This window comes from Taklimakanibacter deserti (assembly GCA_003574785.1).
Map to the genome: position 1 here is coordinate 346,632 of QORU01000002.1, position 24,268 is coordinate 370,899.

Sequence of the window (24,268 nt, forward strand, 5' to 3'; positions counted from 1 at the left end):
GTCACTCCGAGCTCTTCGCCTTGTTCTGCCAGCGCCCGCGCTCGTCCTGCTGCCAGTAGCTCACCTCGTGGCCCTGGCCTTTTGCTTCCTTCCAGATGCGCCGGGCCCGCTCGACGGCATCGGCATCGGCACCGTCGAAGAGCAGCACGGCACGCTCCAGCCCGTCATAGGCCGAGGGCTCGACGCCGCCGACAAAGAAGCGCACCGAGGCGCGATTCGGATTGTCGTTCGAGGCGGTGATCCACACCGGCTGGTCCTCGGCATGGCCGTCGCGGGCGGTGCCGTGCGGCAGGAAGCCCTCTTCCGTATAGGTCCACAGCATGGCCGAGAGCGCCTCGACGCGGTCGTCCGAATCGGTCTCGATGACGGCCCGCCAGCCACGCTCCAAAGTGCGCTCCAGGAGCTGCGGCAGCACGCGTTCGAGCGGCTGGCGCTCGAGATGGTAGAACAGGATATCGGTCATGGACGCATCCAAGCCGGGCAAGCGGCATCGGTCAACGGTCTTTGCGCGCCAGGAACTTTGCCGCTAAGGTCAGGTCAAGAACTGGCAAATGGGGTTGGGGAATGGGGCGTTTATGGGCGCTGGGGACCGCCTTGGTGGTGGTGATGGGTTTATGTCTGTTGGCCATGGCCCCGCGGGCCGAGGCCATGGGCTTCTGCAATTGTTGCGCGACGAGCCTGACCCAATCCTGCGGCAAGGTGTGCGCCGCGATCAGCCTCAAGTCCGGCATGTGCCCGGCCATCGTCGATTATGAAGGAACGGGAGCGACAAGCAGAGGCGCCAACCCGCTCAACGGCATGTCGCTCAGGGAAGTGGCGCTGGGCGAGCCTTCCCCCGCGCAGCTCGAACGATACCGGCGCTTCGTGGAAAGGGCGCGCCGCCACGCCGTCAGCGCCTACAAAAAAGCGATGCGGCAGTTGCGGCGGCACCGGATCAGCGAGGCCGATTTCGAAAAGGCCGATGCCCTCTACCGCGAGGCCCTGGTCAACTACTATCATGGCATCAGAGCCTATCTGAACCGCGTCGGCACGAAATCGGACTGACGGTTTCCGCCGGCGCGGGCTATGTGTGGATCCGATGCCCAAGCGAAACCTGATCCTCATTCACCGGGGTCCCGAATATAAGCAGGACTTCAGGGAGATCGCCGAGAAGGTGACGGCGATCGACAAAGACATTACCGTCTACGCCCTCGCCAACAGCTCCGTGACGCAATTGCCATCGCTCGCCTGGCTGTGGCCGACCCTGGTCGTGGCCCTCACGCCGGAATACCGCCTGCAAGTCAAACGGGGCACGGTGCTCAAAAATACCCAGATCGAGAAATTCGCCCAATCCGAGACGTTCCGCAAAGCCGGAATACCGACACCCTATATGCTGCCTTTCCGCTTCGGCATGACGCTCGATCCGATACTGTTCGGTGACTTCGTCGTGATCAAGCCGATGGATCTCGACCTGACTTCGCAAGGGATCGGAACTCAGCTCTTTCGGCGCCACCGGCTCGAACGGATGGGACCGCGAGATTTTCCCCTCGATCATCCGATCCACAAAGCGCGGGAAGGCTATTTGGTGCAGAGATTCATCGATACCGGTCCCTATCCCTGCTTCCAACGCATCGAGACCTTCTTCGGCAAGGTCATGTTTTGCTGGCAAGCGACGTTGAAAATCCTGCGCGCGCCACTCGATGCCGCCGACAGCGATATCGAGCGCGCGGTGATCGACATCAAGGGTGGGGATGAGAGGGATCGGAAACTGGTCAAGGAACCCGATGTCGAGCGCCTGGCGCAAAGCGTGCACGCCCAATTTCCGGACATCCCGCTCCTCGGTTGCGATGTCATCCGCGAGGAAGCCACCCGGAAGCTCTACGTCCTCGAATGCAATCCCGGCGGCAATACCTGGGCCATCTCATCCAAGATTGGCGAAGCGCCACGGCTCTTCTTCGGCAATGCCAAGGTGAACGGCTTCCAACGCGGCAACGAGCTCGGGCGGCGCAGGCTCATCGAACAGTATGGCGCCTTCGACGTCGTGGCGAAGACCCTGGTCGAGAAAACCCGCAGCCTCGCCTCGTGACGATCCCGGCCTACCACCACAGCATCGGCGTCTTGGTCAGCAATTCGATGCCGTTCGACGTGACAATGGCATTCTGCTCGAAGCCGACACTGCCGATGCCCGGCCGGGCGAAGAACACCTCGATGCCGGCGACCATGCCTTCGACAAACTCGTCCTCGCCATAGCCCATGGCGACGGAAAAGATCGGTTGCTCGAAGAACAGGCCGAGGCCGTGACCATAGAGCGGGAATTTCTTGGCCATCTCGTCGTCTTCGACATTGAGACCGGCCTTGAGCTTGTCGCCCAATGCCACCAGCTCCTTCACCTTGAGGCCCGGCCGTAGCGCCGCCAGCAGCGCGTCCGTCACCTCGACGCAGGACTCGACGAGCTCGCGCTGGGCATGCGTCGGCTTGCGTCCGGCAACGACGGTGCGGCCCGGATCGAGATAGTAGCCCTGGAACATCGGCCCATAGACGAAGCCGCGGATGAGATCGCCGGCCTTGGGCGTATCATGACTATAGCCCGGCAGCGGATTGCGGCACATATTGTCGATCTTGTCGCCATGCGAGATCGGGATCATGTGAATGGCGCCACCTGAGCGAACGACCTCGCGCGCCGCATCGCCCGCTGCCTCGGCTTCCGACTTTCCCGACAGCAGGCCTTCGATGAGGAGCGTGCAGGCGCGCGACGCGATCAATCCGCCCTCGCGATAGGCATCGAGCTCGGGCGTGCTCTTCACCCGGCGGACCTTGCGCACGATATCGTCCTCGAACTGCCATGTGACGCCGGGCGTCGCCGCCTCGAGCTCGCGCCAGTGCTTCATGGAGAAGAAGTCGGTGCCGAGAAAGGCGACCGGCCCCTTGTCCTTGCGGGCCCTGAGGCACTCGGCCACGGCCGTCACCGGATCCCAGGTGCTGTGAAAACGATCGGTCGCGAGCAGGTTCAGATGCGGTGATGATTCCTCGATGATGAGTTCGGGCTTCTCCCCGGCCCGCAGAATGACGGCGGAAAAGGCCCGGCAGTTCTGCAGCGCATTGTCAAAGCCCTGGCCGGAATTGTTGCCGTAGTAGTTGGAGAGGTAATAGATGTCGGAGGCGCGGTCATAGGTGCCGCCGCTGCGCCCCCAGACCACGGCGGTCTCGACGCCGCGCCGCCGCATCTCGGCATGGACGAGGTCCCAGCGCCGCTCATATTCGGAAATCGGAAAATAGCGTTCGGTCATCTTCGTCCCTTGTCCTATTCCGCCATCCACCAGCGCGAGGCGATCTTGGTGCCGTCGAGCTCCTTGTCGGTGGCGAGCTTGCCGTGCGCGACCGTCTTGGCATGGGCGCTCACGTAATTGATGAAGAGCAGCACGATGGTGCCGCCATCGTCATGAACGAGCTGCTGCATCTCGGCATAAAGGGCTGCCCGCTTGCCCTCGTCGAGTTCGATGCGCGCCGCGGCGACCAGTTCGTTGAAGCGCTTGTTTGCCCATTTCGTCTCGTTCCAGGCGGCGCCTTCGGTATAGGCGAGCGAGAATTGCAGATCCTGGACCGGACGGCCGCTGAAATAGGAGGCGATGAACGGTTTCTTGCCCCAGACCGTTTCCCAATAGGCATCATTGGCTTCGCGAATGACATTGATGTCGATGCCGGCTGCCGCGGCCGAATCCTTGAACAGCAGTGCCGCATCGACCGCGCCGGCGAAAGCGGTGTCGGCGGCGGACAGATCGACCTTCAGGCCGTCGAGACCGGCCTTCTTCAACAGTTCCCTGGCCTTCTGCGGGTCGTATTTGTGGACCGGCTCGGGATTGGTCGCGAATTTGACTGACGGCGCGATCGGGTTGTCGTTGCCGGCAATGCCGTGGCCGAAGAATATCTTGCTCAGTATGGCGTCGCGGTCGATGGCATATTTCAACGCATTGCGGACGTCGGGGTTGTCGAAGGGCGCCTGCGTGACGTCCATCGAGAAGGTCGCGTGAGCAAAGCCCGTGACCTCATCGATCTCGATATTGGGATTGCGCTTCAGGAGATCGAGAGTTTTGAGATCGCAGCGGTCGGCGAAATGGAGATCGCCCGTCACCAGCCCATTCATCCGCGCGGCCACATCGATGATGGAAAGGATCTCGACCTCGTCGAACCAGGTGTCGCGGTAGTAATTGGGATTGCGCTTGAGCCTGGCGGAAATGCCGGGCTGCCAGTTCTCGAGCGTGTAGGGTCCTGTGCCGATGCCCGACTCCCAGTCCATGGCGCCGGTCTCCTTGGCCGGGAGGATCGGCAGATGATAGTCGCTCAGGAGATAGGGCAGATCGGCATTGCCGGCATCGAGGGTGAAGACCACATTGCCGCCATCGGCCTTCACCTCGTTGATCGCGCTCAATTGCGCCTTCACCGCCGATTTCGAATCGGGACCGAGATGGTGGCGGATGGAGGCCACGACGTCGTCGGGCTTGAGTTCGCGGCCATTGTGGAACTGAACGCCTTTCCGCAGGCGGAAGACCCAGGTCTTGGCGCCGTCCGCGGCCTCGAAGGACTCCGCCAGATCGGGCCTGATATTCCCGTCGGCGTCGACCTCGGTGAGGAAGTTGGCATAGGACGCGCAGACCGTGCCCGGCATGAAGTCCATGAAAGTCGACGGATCGAGCACATCCGTCGTCGCCCCCTGCCCCAGCCCCATCTTGAAAAAGCCGCCGCGCTTGGGCGCGCTTGCCGCTTGCGCCCACAGCCTGTCGGCCGTCGGCACGGCGAGGCCGGCGGCGAGTGCCAACTGCATGAAATCGCGGCGGCTGAGGCCGCGGACGGTTGCGGAGGAAGTTGTGGGCTGGGTCATGGTGCGGCCTCGCATGCGATGGAGGAAGATCTCCCCCTCTATCGTCACAACGCGCCACCAATGTCAACAGGTGAGCCATTTGGCTCATCTGTTGAACCTACTCTCCTTCCACTTCGATCCCCGCGCCGATCTCCCTGGCCGCCACGCGCAAGGGCGACAGCAATGTCTTCACGCCTTTCTCGAGAGTGAGCGCCTTGCGCAGGAACAGCACGTTCAAGGCAGCGACCGGCCGGCGCCCGCTCAGGACCGGGACCGCGATCGCGCGCATGCCGACCGGATAGAGCGTGTCGAGATAAGACTCATCGGAGACGCCGTAACCTTTGTCGCGGGTTTCGAGCAGGACCTTGTCGACTTGCCGGCGCGCGCCGGCGAGCGGGTCGGCCAGCAGGAGACGGTCGAGCAGCAGCTTGCGCTCGTCATCGGGAATATGCGCGAGATAAGCGCGCCCCAGCGCGCTGCGCAGGATCGGCGCGCGCGCCGCCCCCTGGCCGGAGAGGGAAAGAACGCCAAGCTCGCTGGCGGTGAGGATGATCAGCATGGCGTCGTTGTCGAAGACGGCGAAGTCGGAGGACCAGCCGATATCGGCGCGCAATCTGGCGAGGACCGGCTCGGCCGCCTTGGCATAATCGGCCTTGCGGTCGAAGCCGCTGCTGAGCAGCAGGCATTTGCCGGTCGGGCTGTAGAGAGCGCTGTCGGACCGGACGACATAGCCTTGCGAGACGAGCGTCTCGACCATCCGCAAGACGGTCGCCTTCGGCAGGCCGGAGCGCTTCTGCAGATCGATGATCGAGATATGGCCGAACTCGTTGATGAGCCGCAGCACGTCTAGGGCGCGAACAACGGCATTGACGGGTTCGAAGGACGGCATGGCTGCCGCAATAGCTCGAAAGTCCCCGACTGTGAAGGCCTGCCCCGCAAGCGGCAGAGTTGCTCAGCCCTCGTAATGCTCGGCGACCAGGCGGTTGAGAAGGCGCACGCCCCAGCCCGACCCCCAGCTCTGATTGATGGGCGTGCGATTCGAATCCATCGCCGTTCCCGCGACATCGAGATGCGCCCAGGGCACGTTGTTCACGAAGCGCTGCAGGAACTGGGCGGCGGTGATGGCGCCGGCATTGCGCCCGCCGATATTCTTCATGTCGGCCACTTCGAAATCGATCAGCTTGTCGTATTCGGGGGCCAGCGGCATGCGCCAGACCTTCTCGCCGGTCTTGAGCCCTTCATCGTAGAGACGCTGGGACAGTTCGTCATTGTTGGAGAAGAGCCCGGCATATTCCTTGCCGAGCGCCACCATGATGGCGCCGGTCAAGGTCGCGAGATTGACCATGAATTTGGGCTTGAAGCGGTCCTGGCAATACCACAGCGCATCGGCGAGGACGAGCCGGCCCTCGGCGTCGGTGTTGAGGACCGCAATCGTCTTGCCCGCCATCGAGGTCACGATGTCGCCCGGACGCTGCGCCGTGCCGCTCGGCATGTTCTCGACCAGACCGATGATACCGACCGCATTGACCTTGGCCTTGCGGCGGGCGAGCGCCAGCATCAGGCCGGCGACGCAGGCAGCGCCGCCCATGTCGCCCTTCATGTCCTCCATCCCGGCCGCCGGCTTGATCGAGATGCCGCCGGTATCGAAAGTGACGCCCTTGCCGATGAAGGCCACGGGCTTCTCGCTTTTCCCGCCCCCCTGCCAGCGCATGACGACCAGGCGCGGCTCGTTCGCCGAGCCCTGTGCCACGCCGAGAAGCGCCCCCATGCCGAGCTTCTTCATCTGCGCCGGGCCCAGGATCTCGACGATGAGGCCCGCTTTGCCCGTGGCCTTCACGCGGTTGGCGAATTCCACCGGAGTGAGCTTGTTGGCCGGCTCATTGACGAGGTCGCGGGCGAAGTGGACGCCCTCGGCGACGGCCTCATAGGCGGCGAACGCCTTCTTCGCCTTGGCCGCTTCCGGGGTGAGGAAAGTGAGGGACTGGAGCGCCTTGCCGTTGGCGGGCTTCTTGGACTTGTAGCGGTCGAAGCTGTAGATCCTGAGCTTGGCGCCGGACGCCAGAAGGGCCGCAAATTCCCCGGGCTCGGTCTTTTCCACCGCGATGTCTGCGGCGATTGAGGCTGTCTCGGCCTTGGCCGACTGCAGATAGCCGGCGACCGCGCCCCCCAGAAGCTCGATCTCGCGACCGGTGATCTTTGCCGGGTCGCCGAGGCCAGCGATGATGATTCGCCTTAGGCTGAGCTTCTCCGGCGCCACCAGATCGAGGATCTGCTCGCGCTTGGCCTCGAAGTCTATGGCCTTGATGGCGCGCGAGACATGCCCGCCGCTGCGCTTGTCGATCTCCTGAGCGACCCCTTCTAGCTTCTTGTTCTCCGGGCAAAATATGACCAAAACGCCGGATTTTGGCTGTCCGGGCGCAGCAAATATGACATTCATGGGCTGTCCTGCTGAGGATTTTCAGGCTCCTTCCTTAGCCTTAGCCCCCCCGCCGTTCAACAGCTGTAATGGTTTGTTAATTATGCAAATTTCCTGCCTTGGGCTTGCCGCATCCGCGGTTACATTCGGACATGTAAAAGCGCTTTGCGGACCCGGTCAAACGGGTTAAGAAAGCGTAAAGTAACGTTACTAGTGCAAGCGGGGTTTATGACGACGGGGCGTCCAAGGGGAAGGCTGGCGCTCTCCGGGCATTTGTCCGGGGGTTTGTGCTTGGCCGCATTGCTTGCCGCAAGCCTCGGCCTCGTCACAGTGAGTTCTTTGCCGACGCCGGCCTTTGCCGCGACGGGCGATGTGCGCGACAACAAGATCAAGACGCCGCCCAAGGGCACGCGCGTCTATGTCGTCGCCAACAAGATCACTTACGACGCGCGCACCAAGATCGCCGTCGCCATCGGCAAGGTCGTCCTCACCTACGGCAAGTACGAGCTCGTCGCGACGCGCGTCTCCTATGATCAGAAGAACGACAAGATGACGGCGGTCGGCGAGGTGAGGCTCACCGAACCCAGCGGCAACATCCTGGAAGCCGAGCGCGCCACGCTCATGAACAACTTCAAGGACGGGTTCGCCGAGCATCTGCGCCTGCTCCTGACCAACAACGCCACGATCACGGCCGATTATGCGACGCGCCAGGACGGCTATCTCACCGTCTATGAAAACGTCGTCTACACCGCGTGCAAGGAATGCAGGCTGTCGAGCGGCAAGCCGCTATGGCAGCTCAAGTCGCGCGAGGTGACGCACAACGAGAAGGAAGGCGTCATCTACCATCGCGACGCCACTTTCGAATTCGGCGGCGCGGACATCATCACGATGCCCTATTTCTCGCATGCCGATCCGACCGTTAAGCGGCGAACCGGTTTCCTCACGCCGAAATTCAGCTATGCCAGTATCTATGGCCTCGGCGTCGAGACGCCCTATTTCTGGAACCTGGCGCCCAATTACGACATCACTTTCCGCCCGGTGTTCACGACCGATCAAGGCGTGCTCGCCAAAGCGGAATGGCGGCACCGCCTTGCCAATGGCGAATATAATGTCGATGTCGCCGGCATTTATCAGCTCGATACGAACCAGGATCCGCCGGGCGACACGCACTTGCGCGGCTCGGTGAGAACCGACGGCAGCTTCGCCCTCAATCGCTATTGGAACTGGGGCTGGGACGGCACGCTCGTCAGCGATCAAGAGTTCATGGACAAATACAAGATCGACAGCCGTGACGAGGCGATCAACCAAGTCTACATAACCGGCTTGCGCGGCCGCAATTACTTCTCCGCCCAGGCGCTCAATTTCGAGCCGCTTGACCCGGATGAAGTGGACGATTTCTACCCCTATGCGGTCCCCTATATCCAGCACAGCTACACGTTCGATCAGCCGGTGCTGGGCGGCGAGTTCGGCTACAGCTGGAACGTCTACAGCCTGCACCGCACGGATTCGATTCTCGGCACCGATCCGCGCGTGAACCTGATCGGGACCGACCTCGGCACCGACCAGACGCGCGGCGTCGCCAATCTCAACTGGCAGCGTCAGATCATCAACGGCATGGGCCAGGTCATCACGCCCTTCGCCAATCTGCGCGGCGATCTCTACGTCACGGAAAATCTGCCGGACGACAACGGCCTGACGGAAGAGTCGGAGACGACCACGCGCTTCCAGCCGACGGCCGGCCTCGACGCCCGCTGGCCTTTCCTCGCCAATACCGAAGGCGGCCAGCACATCCTCACGCCCGTCGCCCAGGTCATCTCCTCGACCAACGAGGAGCGCGAAGACGACGTCAGCGATGAAGACTCCATCGCGGTGAATTTCGATGCCTCGAGTCTCTTCCTGCATGACCGCTTCAACGGGCTCGACCGCTATGAAGGCGGCACCCGCGTCAATGCCGGCGTGCTCTATACGTTCCTCTCCCAGAATGGCGGCTTCCTGCGTGCCAGCTTCGGCGAATCATTCCATGTCGCCGGCGAGAACAGTTTTGAAGAGGATAGCGGCCTCGAGGGCACGAACTCCGATCTCGTCACGGCTATCGCCTGGCAACCTTGGGACAGCGTGCGGCTCTCCTACCAGGCCCGTATCGAGGAGGACTTCTCGGATATCAATGTTCAGGAAGCGGCCCTAAGCCTCAATTTCGACAGGTTTTCCGGGTCAATCTCCTATGCTAGCCTCAAAGCGGATCCGCATGTGGATCGTCCGGATGACGAGCAACAGGTCTGGGGTGCCGTCGGCTGGAACTTCTCCGGCGGATGGAGCGTCTATGCCGGTGCGCGCTACGATATCGAGGACAGCAAGCTGCTCAAGGATACGGTCGGCATCGGTTACAACTGTGATTGCTTCAATTTCCGCATTTTCTACGAAGAGGACCGTGCGGATGAGGATGAGAAAGTTGACCGGTCTGTCCTGTTCTCGATCGATCTCAAATCGCTCGGCGGCGATGACGTTCTGCCGGCTCCCTAGAGAAAATCGCACCATGAGCTTGCCCCGGATGCGATCCCAGGGTGCGGACTTTGGCAACCAGGCCTTATCTCAGTATACTGATTTGATCCGCTTCCGCGCCGGCGAAGTGATTTCCCTTCGCCGTGAAGCACGCTAGAGACTGATGTCATCATGAAGACCGGAATTCTTTTCGCTGCGGCGCTGGCCGCTTGTGCATTCACATCCACCCTCCCAGTCCGCGCCGAAAGCCAGGGCGTCCTGGTCACCGTCAATGACCGTCCGATTACGAGCTTCGACGTCCAGCAGCGCATCCAGCTCAATGCTATCCTCGGGCGCGGCCAAGGCAGTGTCGCCGAGCAGCGCAAGCGCGCCCTGCAGAACCTGATCGACGATCAGGTCAAGCTGGCGGAAGCCAAGAAGTTAGGAGCCACTCCCGATGATAAGATGATCAACGCCCAGATCGACAAGATGGCCAAGGGTTCCAATACCGACGCCAAGGGGCTTGCCGCCCAGCTCAAGTCCAAGGGCTCCTCGATATCCGCCTTGCGCACCCTCGTAACCGCACAGATCTCGTTCAACAGGTTGATCAGCAGTTTGTACAAGGTGAAGGTCGAAGTCGATCCGGCCGAGATCGACAGGAAATACAACGAATTTGCCAATGACCCGCGGCTGCAGCCGATCACCGTCTATGAGATCATGGAGATCGAGATGCCGGTGGAGAATACCGGCGAAGCCATGGCGCAGCAATTGCTCGTCGCGCGCGCGGCGGATGCTGCCCAGTATCGCAGCAAATTCAAGGGCTGCGCCAGCGCCCGGCAGGCCGCCGGCGGCATTTTCAACGTCCAGATCGGCAAGCGCATGCAGGCCGATGGGCGCAAGCTGCCGAAGCCCCTGAAAGCGGCGCTCGACAAGGCCGGCACCGGCGGCCTCATCGGCCCGGCACGCAGCCGGAGCGGCATCCAGCTGATCGCCTTCTGCGGCAAGAAGAACATCGCGCCCGACAAGCCGACGCGCCAGCAGGTCGAGATGATGCTCAGCAACAAAAAATACGACGTCTATGAAGAGCGCTACATGCGCGAGCTTCGGCGCAACGCCTTTATCGAATACAAGGACGCGAAGGCACCTGAGGATGCGAAGGCCACCGAGTGAGCGCTCGCGCGGCGCAGGCCGTTGACCTCCCCCTTGCGCTGACCATCGGGGAGCCTGGCGGCATCGGACCCGACATCACGGCCAAGGCCTGGCTCGCGCTCAAGGATCACACCCGTCTCGCCTTTTTTGTCCTCGGCGACGCAGGCTTCCTGCGCCAGAGGTTTGCTCGCCGCGCGGATATTCTGCCTGTGCAAGAGATCGAGACGCCAGGCGAGGCCGCCGCGATCTTCCGCCGCGCCCTTCCCGTCATCGACCTGCCGTTCACGACGCAGCCTGAAACGGGCCGGTTCAGCGCCGCGACCGCCGCCACGGTGATCGGCGCCATCGACAAGGCCGTCGAACTTGCCCTCGCCGGCGCGATCTCCGCGATCGTGACCAATCCGATCCAGAAGGAAGCACTCTATGCGGCAGGCTTCAGCCATCAGGGGCATACGGATTATCTCGCGCATCTGGCGCGCCGCCACGGCCGTGACGCCGAGCCGGTGATGATGCTGTGCGCGCAAGATCTGCGCGCCATACCCGTCACCGTGCATATCGCGCTCGCCGAGGTGCCGCGGCAGCTCACCCAAGAGCTCATCATCCGGCAGGCGCGGGTCGCGGCGCGCGATCTCGAACAGCGCTTCGGCATCGCCCGCCCGAGGCTCGCTTTCACCGGCCTCAATCCGCATGCCGGCGAGAATGGCGCCATGGGCAAGGAAGAACAGACCATCATTGCGCCGGCGCTCGCTCAGCTGCGCGCCGAGGGCCTTGCCGTCATCGGCCCGCTTCCCGCCGATACCGCCTTCCATGCCGAAGCGCGCGCGAGCTATGACGCGATCCTGTGCATGTATCACGACCAGGCGCTGATCCCGGTCAAGACGCTGGATTTCCATGGCGGGGTCAATTGCACGCTGGGCCTTCCCTTCATCCGCACGTCGCCGGATCATGGCACGGCCTTGAGCCTGGCAGGCACCGGCAAGGCTAATCCTCAGAGCCTCATCCAGGCAGTGACCCTTGCCGGCGACATCGCCCGGCGAGTCCGATGCCGCTGAGCGAGGACGGGCTGCCGCCGCTGCGCGAGGTCATCGCGCGCCACGGCCTCGATGCGCGCAAGAGCCTCGGCCAGAATTTCCTCTTCGATCTCAATCTCACCCGACGCATCGCGCGCAGCGCAGCACCCCTCGATGCCGCGACCATCGTCGAAGTCGGACCCGGTCCCGGCGGCCTCACCCGCGCCCTCCTTCTCGAAGGCGCGAAGAAGGTCATCGCGGTCGAGAAGGACCAGCGCGCCCTGCCCGCGCTCGAGGAAATCGCGGCGCACTATCCGGGCCGTCTCGAGATCATCGCGGCCGATGCCTTGCGCCACGATCTTGCGAGCCATATCGACGGCGAGGCCAAGATCGTCGCCAATCTGCCCTACAATATCGCGACGGTTCTGTTGACCGGCTGGCTGACGGGCCCCTGGCCGCCGTGGTTCTCGTCGCTGACGCTGATGTTCCAGAAGGAAGTAGCCGAGCGCATCGTCGCGGCACCCAGATCCGAATCCTATGGAAGGCTTGCGGTCCTCAGCCAATGGTGCGCCGGGGCGCGAAAGCTCTTCGATATCGACCGGCGCGCCTTCAGTCCGCCGCCCAAGATCACGTCCTCGGTGGTCCAGCTCGTCCCGAAGACGGTGCGCGAGCCCGCTTGCGACGTGAGCATGCTGGAGAAAGTGACCGCGGCGGCCTTCGGCCAGCGCCGCAAGATGCTGCGCTCGAGCCTCAAGAGCATCAGCCCCGATCCTTCGCAACTTCTTGCAAATCTTGGCATCGATGCCAATCTGCGCGCCGAGCAGCTGACGGTCGCCGATTTTGCCCGCATCGCCGCCGCTCTCGGAGCCGACAGACCATGATCCGCCAATCGCTTCTCTCTTATGGCTCGCCGCTCACCGAGACGGCCGCGCCGCTCCCCGAGCCCACAGGCAGCGAAGTCCTGCTCAGGGTCTCCTCCTGCGGTGTGTGCCACAGCGATCTTCATTTGCAGGATGGATTTTTCGATCTCGGCGACGGCAAGCGCCTCGATATCGCCGCGGGCCGAAAGCTTCCCTTCACGCTCGGCCATGAGATTTCGGGCCATGTCGAGAGCGCCGGACCTGAGGCGGGCGAGATCGACCCCGGCACGTTCTACGTCGCCTATCCCTGGTGCGGCTGCCGTGACTGCGAACGCTGCCGCAAGGGCGAAGAGCATCTGTGCGATGCGCCGCGCCAGCTCGGCATCAATGTCGATGGCGGCTATGCGAGCCACGTCCTCGTGCCGCATCCGCGCTATCTGATCGAGGCCCAGGGCGTCGATGCAAGGCTCGCCGGCAGCTATATGTGCTCAGGCCTCACCGCCTACAGCGCCATCCGCAAGGCCGAGAGATATCTCGAGGATCAAGGGGCGCTGATGATCGTCGGCCTCGGCGGTGTCGGCATGATGGGGCTCGAGATCGCCCGCGCTTTGACGCCGGCGCGCAAATATGCCGCCGATGTCGTCGCCGCGAAACGCGAGACCGCGCTCACCCTCGGCGCCGAGGCTGCCTTCGATCCCAGCGTCGCCGATGCGCGCAAGACCGTCCTCAAGCAGGCCGGTCCGATCAGCGCGGCGATCGACTTCGTGGGCTCGGAAGCCTCGCTCAATTTCGCGCAAAGCATCGTCGGCAAAGGCGGGGCCGTGATCATCGTCGGACTGATGGGCGGCAGGTTCACCCTGCCCGTGCCGATGTTCCCGTTGCGCGAACTGACGCTCTCCGGCTCCTATGTCGGCAGCCTCGCGGAAGCGCGCGAATTGATGGCGCTGGTCCGAGCCGGGCGCATCCGGCCGATTCCCGTCGATGAGCGCCCGCTCTCTGAAGCCAATGCCGCGCTCACCGATCTGCGCGCCGGCAGCGTGACCGGCCGGGTCGTTCTCAGGGCTTAGCAGCGCATAGACCCCTCAGCGCGCGGCGTAGTCGCCGAACGCTTCGCAACGCAGGGCGAACAAGCGCTCGCTGAGGAAATCGACCAGTACCCTGACTTTCGGCGAGAGATTCCGGTTCGACGGCCAGAGCAAACGGAACTGGCCGGGACCATCGATGTGCTCCATGAGGATCGTGCGCAGCGCACCTTCAGCCAGCGGTTCGCGGGCGAGGAAATCCGGCAGGCAGCCGATACCGAGGCCCCTGACGGTGGCGCCGCGCAAGGCTTCCATATTGTTGCAGGTGAGGACGGTGCGGACGCGCAATTCGGTCTCGCCCGCCGGCAGCGTCAGCGGCCAGTCCTGGAGCTTGCCGCTGTTGGGGAAGCGGAAACGGATGCTGAGATGCCGGTCGAGATCGCGCAGGGTTTTCGGCACGCCGTGACGTTCGAGATAGGCAGGTGCGGCGCACAGGAGAAGCTGGAAGGGGCGCAGTGCCCGTGACATCAGGCGCGAATCGGGCAGATCGCCGCTGCGGATCGCGACATCGACGCCCTCCTCGATGAGATCGACGATCCGGTCGTTAAAATCGAGATCGAGCTCGATCTCGGGGTAGCGCGCCATGAAGTCGGGCAAGAGCGGCAGCAGGAAATGATAACTGACGATGGGCGATGAGAGCTTGAGCCGGCCGCGCGGCTTCTCCTGCGCCTCAGCCAGTACGGCATGGGCATCCTCGAGATCATCGAGGATGCGCCGGCACCTTTCATGGAAGAGACGGCCCTCCTCGGTCAGCCTGAGGCTGCGGGTCGAGCGCTGAAACAATCTCGTGCCGAGCTGCTGCTCGAGCTTCGCCACGGCCTTGCCGACGGCGGAAGCGGACAAGCCGAGGACGCGGCCGGCTTTGACGAAGCTGCCGAGATCGGCGGTGCGAACAAAGGCTTCCAGTCCCGACAGTCGATCCATGGCGCCTCTCATTCGAGCGTTTTGTTCCGGTATGATCGGAAATCTACCCCAATTTCGATGAGATTACCGCATGAATATCTTTCTTGGTGATCCAACCGAACCCAACGGGATTCCCATGACCGATACGATCTTGGCCGGGGCGCCGGCCGCTACCCGAAGGCTCCTGGTCCTTCTCACCGTGTGCCTCGCCGCCGCGGCGATGCCTCTCGCCTTCACCGGACCTGCCGTCGCCCTTCCCGCCATCAGTCAGGCGTTGGGCTCGAGCCCCGTCGCCCTCAACTGGGTGACCAACGCCTTCATGCTGGCTTTCGGCAGCAGCCTGATGGCGTCGGGATCCCTCGCCGACGGCTATGGCCGCAAGCGTCTCTTCCTCGTGGGTGTCGCGGGCTTTGCGCTCATCTCGCTCGCGCTTGCCGCGGCCCCCGATATCATCTGGTTCGATCTCTTGCGCGCGGCCCAGGGTGCCGCGGCGGCGGTTGCCTTTTCCGCCGGCATGGCATCGCTTGCCCAGGAATTCGACGGGGCATCGCGCCTGCGCGCCTTCAGCTTCGTCGGCACGAGTTTCGGCATTGGCCTGGCTTTCGGGCCGATAGCGGCGGGCGCGATGATCGAAGGCTTCGGCTGGCCGGCGATATTCATCCTCGTCGTCGCCCTGGCGCTGATGGCTTTCACCTTGGGCGCCGTTGTCATGCGCGAATCACGCGACCCGGACGCCAGGGGTCTCGACTGGCCGGGCGCGCTCAGCTTCACGGCAGCGCTTTCGCTCTTCACCTTCGGCGTGCTGCAGGCGCCGGAGAGCGGCTGGAGCGATCCTTTTGTCATCGCTCTCCTCCTCGCAGGTGCTGCGATCTTCGCCCTCTTCTGCGCCATCGAGAACCGCGTGGCGCGTCCGATGCTCGATCTCTCGCTCTTTCGCTATCCGCGCTTTGTCGGCGTCCAGCTCCTGGCCGCCGCCCCCGCCTATGCCTTCGTCGTCCTGCTCATCCTGCTGCCCATCCGCTTCATCGGCATCGAAGGCATGACTGAGATCGCCGCCGGCCGCATGATGATCGCACTCTCGGCCCCCCTCCTCGTCCTGCCCATCGCCTCAGGCCTTCTCGTCCGCTGGCTCAAGCCCTCGACGATTTGCGCGACCGGGCTCGTCATCTCGGCGGCCGGCCTCCTCTGGCTGAGCTTCGTTCCGGCCGGCGAGGCGAGCATTGCCGTGCTGGCGCCCCTGGCGGTGATCGGCACCGGGATCAGCCTGCCCTGGGGTCTGATGGACGGGCTCGCCGTCAGCGTCGTTCCCACGGAGCGCGCCGGCATGGCGACCGGCATCTTCAGCACCACGCGCGTCGCCGGCGAGGGTGTGGCGCTCGCAGTGGTCAATGCCGTGCTGTCAGGCCTGACGGCCACCGCTCTCGCCGCTCCCGACGCAAGTCCTGCCGCGCAAAGGCTCGTCACCGGCGATCTCGCCGGCGCTGCGGCACTCCTGCCTCAGCTCGATCATGCCGCACTGATCCACGGCTATGCGGGCGCTTTCGCACTGCTGCTCGTGCTGCTTGCCGCGATCACGCTCCTCACCGCGCTCGTCATCTTCCTGTTCCTCGGCAAGAGCGGTCCGACGTGAACCGGGCCGGATCACGTCAGAGCGTCTTGTTCAGCTTACGGACGAATTCGGTCAGTCCGATGCGGCGCTTGCGGCGCAGCCTTTCCGCCGTCAGGATGGCGGTGATCTCGGCGCTGGCGGTCTCGACATCGTCATTGACGATGACATAGTCGTATTCCGCCCAGTGGCTCATCTCGCGCGAGGCCTCGGCCATGCGCTTGGCGACAACCGAGGATGAATCCTGGGCGCGCTTGATCAGGCGGTCGCGCAATTCGTCGGTCGAGGGCGGCAGGATGAAGATGCGCACCAGATCGTCGCCCATCGCCTGCTCGAGCTGCTGGGTGCCCTGCCAGTCGATATCGAACAGGACATCGCGGCCCTTGGCGAGCGCATCCTCGACCGGCAGTCGCGGCGTGCCATAGAGATTGCCGAATACTTCCGCATATTCGAGAAGCTCGCCCTCATCGCGCATCTCGAAGAAGCGTTCCTTGGAGATGAAGAAATAATCCTTGCCGTCGAGCTCGCCGGGCCGCGGCGGCCGCGTCGTCACCGACACCGACATGCGGATATGATGATCGGAGGCGAGCAAAGCGCGCGACAGCGTGGTCTTGCCCGCACCCGAGGGCGAGGACATGACCAGGAGGAGACCGCGCCTTGCGATCGCCGTCTTTGACTTGCCGCTACTCAATGTTCTGCACCTGCTCGCGCATCTGGTCTATCACGGTCTTCAACTCGAGACCGATCGCCGTCAAGGTGCGGTCGGCGGCCTTGGAACACAGCGTATTCGCCTCGCGATTGAATTCCTGCGACAGGAAGTCGAGCTGACGCCCGGCCGGCTGGTCCGACAGGAGAAGCTTCCGCGCCGCCCCGATATGGGCGAAGAGCCGGTCGATCTCCTCGGCGACATCGGCCCTGGTCGCGAGGAGCACGGCCTCCTGATAGAGCCGGTCCTGGTCGAAAGAGGCGCTCGTTTCCATGAGGCGGGCGACCTGTTCGGCGAGCCTTGCGCGTATCGCCTCGACCGAGCGCGCCGGATTGTCGCGCGCCGCAGTGACGAGCTTCTCGATGCGGTCGAGATGCAAACTGAGCACGGTTGAGAGCTTGGCGCCTTCGGCCTGACGCATGACGGCGAGGGCCCGGAAGGCCTCTTCGGCGTTCTTGAGGATCGCCTTGTCGCGGAGAGCTGTCTTCGCTTCGTCCTCGACGGGAGCTGCGACATCGATGACGCCACGCAAGCCCAGCAGCGCCTCGATCTGGGGTGGCGAGCCGCCGAGCCGCTCGCGCAGCCTTTCGGCGAGCTGGAGGATCTGCTCGAGCACCGTCTCATTGACGGCGAGCTGCTGCTCGGCGCCGCCGTGGTCGGCTGAGAGGCCGATCTGGACATTGCCACGCTTCAGATACTTCTGGGCGATCTCGCGTGTTGGCAGATCGAGCGTCTCGAAGCCGGGCGGCAGGCGGCAGCGGATATCGAGCCCCTTGCCGTTGACGCTCTTGATCTCCCATTGCCAGTGCAGCCCATCGAGCGCCGATGATGCGCGTGCATAGCCTGTCATGCTCGACAGTGGCATAGGACCCAACCCCGAATCGAAAACTGCCCGGACTTTATCGCATGATCCGGAAAAGTTCATAGCCGGGCTTGACCCGGCCATCGTACCGGTTTCAGGGCACCCGCGGTTTCGGCGCCGGAATGGGGATCAAGCGCTTGCTTCCGCGGATCACGCTGCCGGGCTTCAGGTCGAGCGCGACATCGGCGACGGTGGTTTCCGGAGACGCGGTCTCCGGGGCCGTGGTCTCAGGAGCGGCTGCCTCGGGAGCCGTGGTCGTGGTGAGAGGAACCACCCCTTCGGGCTTGGGCCGCGGGATCGGGATCACTGCGCCCTGCGCCGGGGCTGCGGGCTCACCGGCATCCGTCTCGTCCTGCGCTTCGGGAGGTTCCGTCGAGTTGCCGGCCGCTTGGTCCGCCGCTGCGATATCATCCCCGGAAGGCAGGCCGGACGTCTCGCTCTGCTGCTGCCCTTGGTTCGCGGCATCGGGGGCTGCTGTATCGGGCGTCGCTGTATCGGGCGCGGGTTCCGCGGCGGCGACGCCACCACCCGCTGCACCGTCCTCATCCATCACCGGCGCTTCTTCGCCATTCTGGTTGCGCTGCCTCTCGATCGCGCGCCATTTGCGCACATTGATGCGATGCTCGTCGAGGGTCGCGGCGAAGACATGGCCGCCCGATCCGTCGGCGACGAAATAGAGATCATTGGTCTTGGCGGGCGCCAAGGCGGCGGCGATCGAAGCGCGGCCCGGATTGGCGATCGGCCCCGGCGGCAGGCCGTTGATGCGATAGGTGTTGTAGGGTGTGGCCTCGGCGATGTCCTGCCTGGTCAGCGGCCGGTCGAGCTTCGACTTGCCGCCCGTTATGCCATAGATGATCGTCGGGTCGGACTGCAGCCGCATGCCTTGGCGCAGCCGATTGGCGAAGACCGAGGCCACGCGCGTGCGCTCCTCCGGCACGCCGGTCTCCTTCTCGATGATCGATGCCAGGATCAGCGCCTCCGCCGGCGTGCTGACCGGCGCATCCAGGGCGCGCTTAGGCCAGAGCTCGTCCATGAGCTTCTGGCTCGACTTCATCATGCCCTTGACGACACTGTCGCGGGTCTCGCCACGCTGGAACACATAGGTGTCGGGCATGATCTGCCCTTCCGCCGGGGTGAGCGTGATATCGCCGGTCAGGACCTCGTTCTCGCGCAGCCGGTCGAGCGCCTGCGCCGTCGTCCAGCCTTCCGGGATCGTCACCTTGTAGGTGATGAACTTACCGGACACGATGAGCGCCATCACATCGCGCATGCTCATCGCTTCCTTGAACAGATATTCGCCGGGCTTGAGTCGCCCGCGTTCGCCAGTGGCGGTCGCGGCGGCGGCAAAGATGTTGGCGCTCGAAATGATCCCCGCCTTTTCGAGCTCGGCGGCAATGCCCAGAACCCCGCCGCCGCGCTCGACCTGGAAGGTCTTCTCGGCGGCCAACGGACCAGGCTGGGTGAATTTCACATAACCGTAAAGGCCGAGGCCGAAGACCGCGAGAGCGAAGCAGCCGGCCAGCAGCACAAGGGAGTAGACGACGCGCCTCAGCGCCGATCGCCGACGGCGGCGGGGTGGCACCACCACGCTACGTCTATGCCTGCGCTGGTCGGGCACGGTAGGTCTCCCTAGAGCCTGTCCCGTTTCTGCTGGCTGAGAATCCCACAGAAATGGTTAAAAAGCTCGAAAAAACTGGAGCGCTCCCTTACCGGGAAGTGCCCTAGATCACGATCACTTCAGGTCGGTTCGACCTGAAGTGATAAACGTGATCGGAATCTTAAGTTTAGCGCGTGATCGGACGGAAAACCGGTTCCCACTTTTCCTGATCACGCGCTAGCGGCTCAAATTCGCCTCATGATCAACGATGCGTTCGTCCCACCGAAACCAAATGAATTGGACAGAACTGTGTTGATCTCCTTTTTTCGTGCTTTCAGCGGAACTAGATCGATATCGGTCGCAACCGACGGATTCTCCAGATTGAGCGTCGGCGGGCAGATATTATCCCTAAGGGAGAGGAGCGAGAAGATCGCCTCGACGGCGCCTGCCGCGCCTAACAGATGCCCAGTCGACGACTTGGTCGAAGACATGGCCAAGCCATTGATCCGATTGCCCATCAGTCTTTCGACGGCCTTGAGCTCGATCTCATCGCCCAAGGGCGTCGAAGTGCCGTGGGCGTTGATATAGTCGATCTCATGGGCGGAAATGCCGGCCCGCTTAAGCGCTGCCTGCATGCAGCGATAGGCGCCGTCGCCGTCCTCGGAAGGAGCGGTGATGTGATAGGCATCGCCCGACATGCCGTAGCCGATGATCTCGGCATAGATCTTGGCGCCCCGCGCCTTGGCGTGTTCCAGTTCCTCGAGGACGAGGATGCCCGCCCCTTCGCCCATCACGAAGCCGTCGCGGTCGCGGTCATAGGGGCGTGAGCCCTTTTCCGGCGCATCATTGTATTTCGTGGCCAGCGCCTTGCAGGCGATGAACCCCGCTATGCCAAGGCGCGAGATCGCGGCCTCGGTGCCGCCTGCCACCATGACATTGGCATCGCCGAGCGCGATCATGCGGCTGGCATCACCGATCGCATGCGAGCCCGTGGCGCAGGCCGTCACTACCGAGTGGTTGGGGCCCTTGAAGCCGAATTCGATCGACACGACCCCGGCCGCCAAATTGATCAGCGACCCTGGGATGAAGAATGGGCTGACGCGGCGCGGGCCTTTCTCCTTCAAGAGGAGCGTCGTCTCCTCGATCGAAGGCAGGCCGCCGATGCCTGAGCCGATGAGGACGCCGGTTGCGTATTTCTCGTCCTCGCTCTTGGGTTCCCAGCCGGAGTCGGCTACGGCCTGCTTGGCGGCGGCGATCGCATAGATGATGAATGTGTCGTAGCGGCGCTGGTCCTTGTGCTCGACCCATTGGTTCGCATTGAAGGTGCCATCTGCGCCATCGCCCGGTTTCACTTCGCAGGCGATGCGGCAGGCCATGTCGGATGTATCGAATTTGGTGATCGGACCGGCGCCGCTCTTGCCGTCGGTGAGGCGCTTCCAGGTCTCTTCAACACCCGTCGCAAGCGGCGAAACGATACCCAGACCCGTGACAACCACCCTGCGCATCAATTCTCCTCTCCTATACGACAACGCGGCGGCAAGACTTTCGTTCTCCTGCCTCCGCGCTGCAATCAATGGCCCTCCCCGCGGGGAGGCAACCCGCATCCGTCAAGCGGCGCTCTTTTCAATGAACTTGACCGCATCGCCGACGGTCTGGATGGTCTCGGCCGCATCATCGGGGATCTCGATGCCGAACTCCTCTTCGAAGGCCATGACGAGCTCGACCGTGTCCAGGCTGTCGGCGCCGAGATCGTCGATAAAGCTGGCCTCGGGATTCACCTTTTCGGCGTCGACGCCAAGGTGCTCGACCACGATCTTCTTCACCCGCTCCGCAACATCACTCATGTTCAATCGTCCTCGTCATTAGTTTAAGTTATTTTCCGTTCTACGATCGGACATTTCGTCCCCCTCGTGTTCCGGGCTTCCTAACACAGATTCCTCAAGCCATAAAAGGGGCAAGTCCAGCCCCTTGATAAGACCTGAGAAAAGCCGTCTCGTCAGTGGCTTAGAGCATCGCCATGCCGCCATTTACATGCAGTGTTTGGCCGGTCATGTAGGCCGCTTCGGCACTCGCCAGATAGAGCGCCGCTGCCGCGACGTCATCGCTGGTGCCGAGCCTGCCGGCCGGAACCTTGGCGATGATCGTTTCCTTCTGCTTATCATTGAGTGCATCGGTCATCGGGGTCGCGATGAAGCCCGGCGCTATGCAGTTCACCGTCACATTGCGGCTGGCGAGTTCCTGCGCCAAGGCCTTGGTCATGCCGATCATGCCGGCCTTGGAGGCCGCATAGTTGGCCTGTCCGGCATTGCCGGTGACGCCCACCACCGAAGTGATGCCGATGATCCGTCCGTAGCGGCGCTTCATCATGCCGCGCATCGCCGCACGCGCCAGGCGGAAGGCGGCGGTGAGATTGACGTCGATCACTTGCGCCCAGTCCTCATCCTTCATGCGCATCGCCAGGCCGTCGCGGGTGATGCCGGCATTGTTCACGAGGATGTCGAGCGAGCCCATTGCCGCCTCGGCGGCCGGCACGAGCTTTTCGACCTCTTCGGGTTTGCCGAGATTGGCGGCAAGCGCGTGGACGCGCTCGCCGAGCTCCGCCTTGAGGGCGTCGAGCACCTCGGCGCGCGTGCCGGAAACGGCCACTGTCGCGCCCTGCTTGTGCAGCACCCGGGCGATGGCAGCGCCGATGCCGCCCGTGGCGCCCGTCACCAGCGCCGTTTTTCCGGTTAGATCGAACATGTCTTCACCCCTGCTTGAGCTGAGCGGCGTTCTGGGCGATGTCCTCTGGGCTGCCCAGCGCCAAGCCTTGCGCCTCGGGCGCCGTCCTTTTCACGAGTCCCGACAAGACTTTGCCTGAGCCGACTTCACAAAAGAGTTTAACACCCTCTGCGGCCATTGCCGCCATGCTTTCGCGCCAGCGCACCGTGCCCGTCACTTGCGCCACCAGCGCCTTCCTGATCTCGGCCGGATCGCTCAACGGAGCAGCCAGCACATTGGCGAAGACCGGCACGGTCGGCGGGCGCATCGGCGTGTTGGCGAGCGCCTCCGCCATCAGCTTCGCGGCGGGCTCCATCAAAGCGCAATGAAAGGGCGCGCTCACCTGAAGCATCACGGCGCGCTTGGCGCCCTTGTCCTTGGCTAGCGCCACGGCGCGCTCGACCGCGGCCTTGTGGCCCGACACCACGACTTGGCCCGGCGCATTGTCATTGGCCGCCTGGCAGATCTCGCCTTGGCCTGCGGCTTCCGCCACGGCGACCGCGTCCGCATAGTCGAGCCCGAGAAGGGCGGCCATGGCGCCGGTGCCGACCGGGGTCGCCTGCTGCATGGCGCGGCCGCGGGTTTTGAGGAGCCGCGCCGCATCGGCGAGCGAGAAGGTGCCTGCGGCGGCCAGTGCCGAATATTCGCCGAGCGAATGGCCGGCGACGAACTTCGCGACATCCTTGAGCTTCACCCCGTGCTCGGCCTCGAGCACCCGCACCACCGCGAGGCTCACCGCCATTAAGGCCGGCTGGGCATTCTCGGTCAGCGTCAGCTCGGCTTCCGGCCCTTCCCACATCAGCATGGAGAGTGGCTGGCCGAGCGCTTCGTCCACCTCGGCGAAGACGGCGCGCGCTGCGGGCGATGCCTCGGCGAGCGCCTTGCCCATGCCGACGGCCTGGCTGCCCTGTCCCGGAAAAATGAAAGCAAGGCTCATGAATTGTCCCTGATCGATTCACTTGCGCCGCACGAAGCATGCGGGGGCCAAGGAAGTCAAGCTTTCGCTTCGCGGCAATTCCACCTATGGAGAAGCATGTTCACGCGCGCAGATTTGCACAAGGCGCTGGGGATCGTCTATTCGGCGATGCCATCCACGCCACAATATGCCTGGCCCCTTCTTGCAGAGGAAACCCAGTGCGAATGCTGGGTCAAGCATGAGAACCACACGCCGATCGGCGCCTTCAAGGTCAGGGGCGGCCTCGTCCATATGCGCTTGCGCAAGGAGCGCGGCGAGACCAATGGCGTCATCACCGCCACACGCGGCAATCACGGCCAATCCATCCCCTTCGCCGCGCGCCGTGAAGGCATCCCGGCGACCGTCGTCGTCCCTGAGGGCAATTCGCTCGAGAAGAACGCGGCGATGCGGGCGCTCGGCTGCACGCTGATCGAGACCGGCACGGATTTCGACGAGGCGCGCGAGACGGCGATGAGACTCGCCAAGGAACAGGGTCTCGACATGGTTGCCTCGTTCCATCCCGAGCTGGTGATGGGCGTTGCCACCTACGCGCATGAACTCTTTACAACGGCAGGCGATCTCGACGCCGTCTATGTGCCGATCGGATTGGGCTCCGGCATTTGCGGCGTGATCGCGATGCGCGACCTCCTCGGCCTCAAGACGAAAGTCATCGGCGTGGTGGCGGAGCGCGCCAATGCCTATCGGCTGTCCTATGACGCCCAGCGCACGGTGCCGACCAATTCGGCCCTTTCCTTCGCCGACGGCATGGCGGTCCGCGTGCCGCATCCCGATGCGGTCGCGATGATCAATCGCGGCGCTGAGCGCATCGTCGAGGTCGGCGAGGATGAGATCGCCGACGCCATGCGCCTCCTCTACCGCACCACCCACAATGTCGCCGAAGGTGCGGGTGCTGCCGCTCTCGCCGCGCTGATGAAGGAGCGGGCCGAGATGAAAGGCAAGCGCGTCGGCGTCATCCTCTCGGGCGGCAATATCGACGGCGCCAAATTCGCACAGGTGCTGCAAGGCAGAACGCCGTTGCCATAAAAGAAT

At 63.6% G+C, this 24,268-nt stretch carries 22 protein-coding genes; 9 read left to right on the forward strand and 13 right to left on the reverse strand.

Features of this window, described 5'->3' with window-relative positions:
- Window position 1 precedes the first annotated feature (1 nt).
- Window positions 2-463, reverse strand: coding sequence for a DNA polymerase III subunit chi (locus DS839_RS04915; protein ID WP_119269159.1), 462 nt, complete (start codon window positions 461-463; stop codon window positions 2-4).
- A gap of 101 nt (window positions 464-564) precedes the next feature.
- Between DS839_RS04915 and DS839_RS04920 the strand changes: the two genes are divergently transcribed.
- Both DS839_RS04920 and DS839_RS04925 read left to right on the forward strand, forming a co-directional pair.
- The gene (locus DS839_RS04920; RefSeq protein ID WP_162918311.1) at window positions 565-1,044 is read left to right on the forward strand and encodes a hypothetical protein; all 480 of its coding nucleotides are present in this window, start codon (window positions 565-567) and stop codon (window positions 1,042-1,044) included.
- 34 nt (window positions 1,045-1,078) lie between these two features.
- Window positions 1,079-2,065 (forward strand): ATP-grasp domain-containing protein, encoded by a 987-nt coding sequence (locus DS839_RS04925; RefSeq protein WP_119269161.1) that lies wholly within the window; start codon window positions 1,079-1,081, stop codon window positions 2,063-2,065.
- 10 nt (window positions 2,066-2,075) lie between these two features.
- Here the strand turns inward: DS839_RS04925 and DS839_RS04930 are convergent, their stop codons facing one another.
- From DS839_RS04930 to DS839_RS04945, 4 genes are all read right to left on the reverse strand, one after another.
- Window positions 2,076-3,266, reverse strand: coding sequence for a M24 family metallopeptidase (locus DS839_RS04930; protein ID WP_119269162.1), 1,191 nt, complete (start codon window positions 3,264-3,266; stop codon window positions 2,076-2,078).
- Window positions 3,267-3,280: 14 nt separating this feature from the next.
- A complete protein-coding gene (locus DS839_RS04935; protein WP_119269163.1) occupies window positions 3,281-4,855 on the reverse strand; it encodes an ABC transporter substrate-binding protein in 1,575 nt (524 codons plus the stop codon).
- Window positions 4,856-4,952: 97 nt separating this feature from the next.
- Window positions 4,953-5,723, reverse strand: a complete 771-nt coding sequence (locus DS839_RS04940) for an IclR family transcriptional regulator domain-containing protein (protein ID WP_119269164.1) — start codon at window positions 5,721-5,723, stop codon at window positions 4,953-4,955.
- A 63-nt stretch (window positions 5,724-5,786) separates the two neighbouring features.
- Complete coding sequence (locus DS839_RS04945; RefSeq protein ID WP_119269165.1) at window positions 5,787-7,271, reverse strand: leucyl aminopeptidase; 1,485 nt, start codon at window positions 7,269-7,271, stop codon at window positions 5,787-5,789.
- A gap of 270 nt (window positions 7,272-7,541) precedes the next feature.
- Here DS839_RS04945 and DS839_RS04950 point away from each other — a divergent pair, with 270 nt between their 5' ends.
- The 5 genes from DS839_RS04950 to DS839_RS04970 all read left to right on the forward strand — a co-directional run bounded on the left by DS839_RS04950 (window position 7,542) and on the right by DS839_RS04970 (window position 13,814).
- On the forward strand, window positions 7,542-9,770 hold the full coding sequence (locus tag DS839_RS04950; protein WP_162918312.1) for an LPS-assembly protein LptD: 2,229 nt from the start codon (window positions 7,542-7,544) through the stop codon (window positions 9,768-9,770).
- A gap of 150 nt (window positions 9,771-9,920) precedes the next feature.
- The gene (locus DS839_RS04955; RefSeq protein WP_119269167.1) at window positions 9,921-10,898 is read left to right on the forward strand and encodes a SurA N-terminal domain-containing protein; all 978 of its coding nucleotides are present in this window, start codon (window positions 9,921-9,923) and stop codon (window positions 10,896-10,898) included.
- Complete coding sequence (gene pdxA, locus DS839_RS04960) at window positions 10,895-11,929, forward strand: 4-hydroxythreonine-4-phosphate dehydrogenase PdxA (RefSeq protein WP_119269168.1); 1,035 nt, start codon at window positions 10,895-10,897, stop codon at window positions 11,927-11,929. The genes DS839_RS04955 and pdxA overlap by 4 nt, the downstream gene beginning before the upstream one ends.
- Window positions 11,920-12,768, forward strand: a complete 849-nt coding sequence (rsmA, locus tag DS839_RS04965) for a 16S rRNA (adenine(1518)-N(6)/adenine(1519)-N(6))-dimethyltransferase RsmA (RefSeq protein ID WP_119269169.1) — start codon at window positions 11,920-11,922, stop codon at window positions 12,766-12,768. Before pdxA ends, rsmA begins: the two co-directional genes overlap by 10 nt.
- Window positions 12,765-13,814, forward strand: coding sequence for an alcohol dehydrogenase (locus DS839_RS04970; protein WP_119269170.1), 1,050 nt, complete (start codon window positions 12,765-12,767; stop codon window positions 13,812-13,814). Before rsmA ends, DS839_RS04970 begins: the two co-directional genes overlap by 4 nt.
- A gap of 15 nt (window positions 13,815-13,829) precedes the next feature.
- Here DS839_RS04970 and DS839_RS04975 read toward each other — a convergent pair whose 3' ends face one another.
- Window positions 13,830-14,753: a LysR family transcriptional regulator gene (locus DS839_RS04975; protein WP_119269171.1), complete on the reverse strand. Its 924-nt coding sequence runs from the start codon at window positions 14,751-14,753 to the stop codon at window positions 13,830-13,832.
- Window positions 14,754-14,868: 115 nt separating this feature from the next.
- Here DS839_RS04975 and DS839_RS04980 point away from each other — a divergent pair, with 115 nt between their 5' ends.
- A complete protein-coding gene (locus DS839_RS04980; protein WP_119269391.1) occupies window positions 14,869-16,362 on the forward strand; it encodes an MFS transporter in 1,494 nt (497 codons plus the stop codon).
- A gap of 16 nt (window positions 16,363-16,378) precedes the next feature.
- Here the strand turns inward: DS839_RS04980 and gmk are convergent, their stop codons facing one another.
- The 7 genes from gmk to fabD all read right to left on the reverse strand — a co-directional run bounded on the left by gmk (window position 16,379) and on the right by fabD (window position 23,200).
- Window positions 16,379-16,975 (reverse strand): guanylate kinase, encoded by a 597-nt coding sequence (gmk, locus tag DS839_RS04985; protein WP_368911242.1) that lies wholly within the window; start codon window positions 16,973-16,975, stop codon window positions 16,379-16,381.
- Between the two features lie 46 nt (window positions 16,976-17,021).
- Window positions 17,022-17,894: a YicC/YloC family endoribonuclease gene (locus tag DS839_RS04990; protein ID WP_368911191.1), complete on the reverse strand. Its 873-nt coding sequence runs from the start codon at window positions 17,892-17,894 to the stop codon at window positions 17,022-17,024.
- 106 nt (window positions 17,895-18,000) lie between these two features.
- Entirely contained in the window at window positions 18,001-19,524 is a 1,524-nt protein-coding gene (gene mltG / locus DS839_RS04995) for an endolytic transglycosylase MltG (protein WP_162918313.1), read from the reverse strand.
- Between the two features lie 224 nt (window positions 19,525-19,748).
- A complete protein-coding gene (fabF, locus tag DS839_RS05000) occupies window positions 19,749-21,008 on the reverse strand; it encodes a beta-ketoacyl-ACP synthase II (RefSeq protein ID WP_119269175.1) in 1,260 nt (419 codons plus the stop codon).
- A gap of 102 nt (window positions 21,009-21,110) precedes the next feature.
- On the reverse strand, window positions 21,111-21,347 hold the full coding sequence (locus DS839_RS05005; RefSeq protein ID WP_119269176.1) for an acyl carrier protein: 237 nt from the start codon (window positions 21,345-21,347) through the stop codon (window positions 21,111-21,113).
- A 160-nt stretch (window positions 21,348-21,507) separates the two neighbouring features.
- Window positions 21,508-22,245: a 3-oxoacyl-[acyl-carrier-protein] reductase gene (gene fabG, locus DS839_RS05010; RefSeq protein ID WP_119269177.1), complete on the reverse strand. Its 738-nt coding sequence runs from the start codon at window positions 22,243-22,245 to the stop codon at window positions 21,508-21,510.
- Between the two features lie 4 nt (window positions 22,246-22,249).
- A complete protein-coding gene (gene fabD / locus DS839_RS05015; RefSeq protein ID WP_119269178.1) occupies window positions 22,250-23,200 on the reverse strand; it encodes an ACP S-malonyltransferase in 951 nt (316 codons plus the stop codon).
- A 96-nt stretch (window positions 23,201-23,296) separates the two neighbouring features.
- Here fabD and DS839_RS05020 point away from each other — a divergent pair, with 96 nt between their 5' ends.
- The gene (locus DS839_RS05020) at window positions 23,297-24,262 is read left to right on the forward strand and encodes a threonine dehydratase (RefSeq protein ID WP_119269179.1); all 966 of its coding nucleotides are present in this window, start codon (window positions 23,297-23,299) and stop codon (window positions 24,260-24,262) included.
- Window positions 24,263-24,268: the final 6 nt, after the last annotated feature.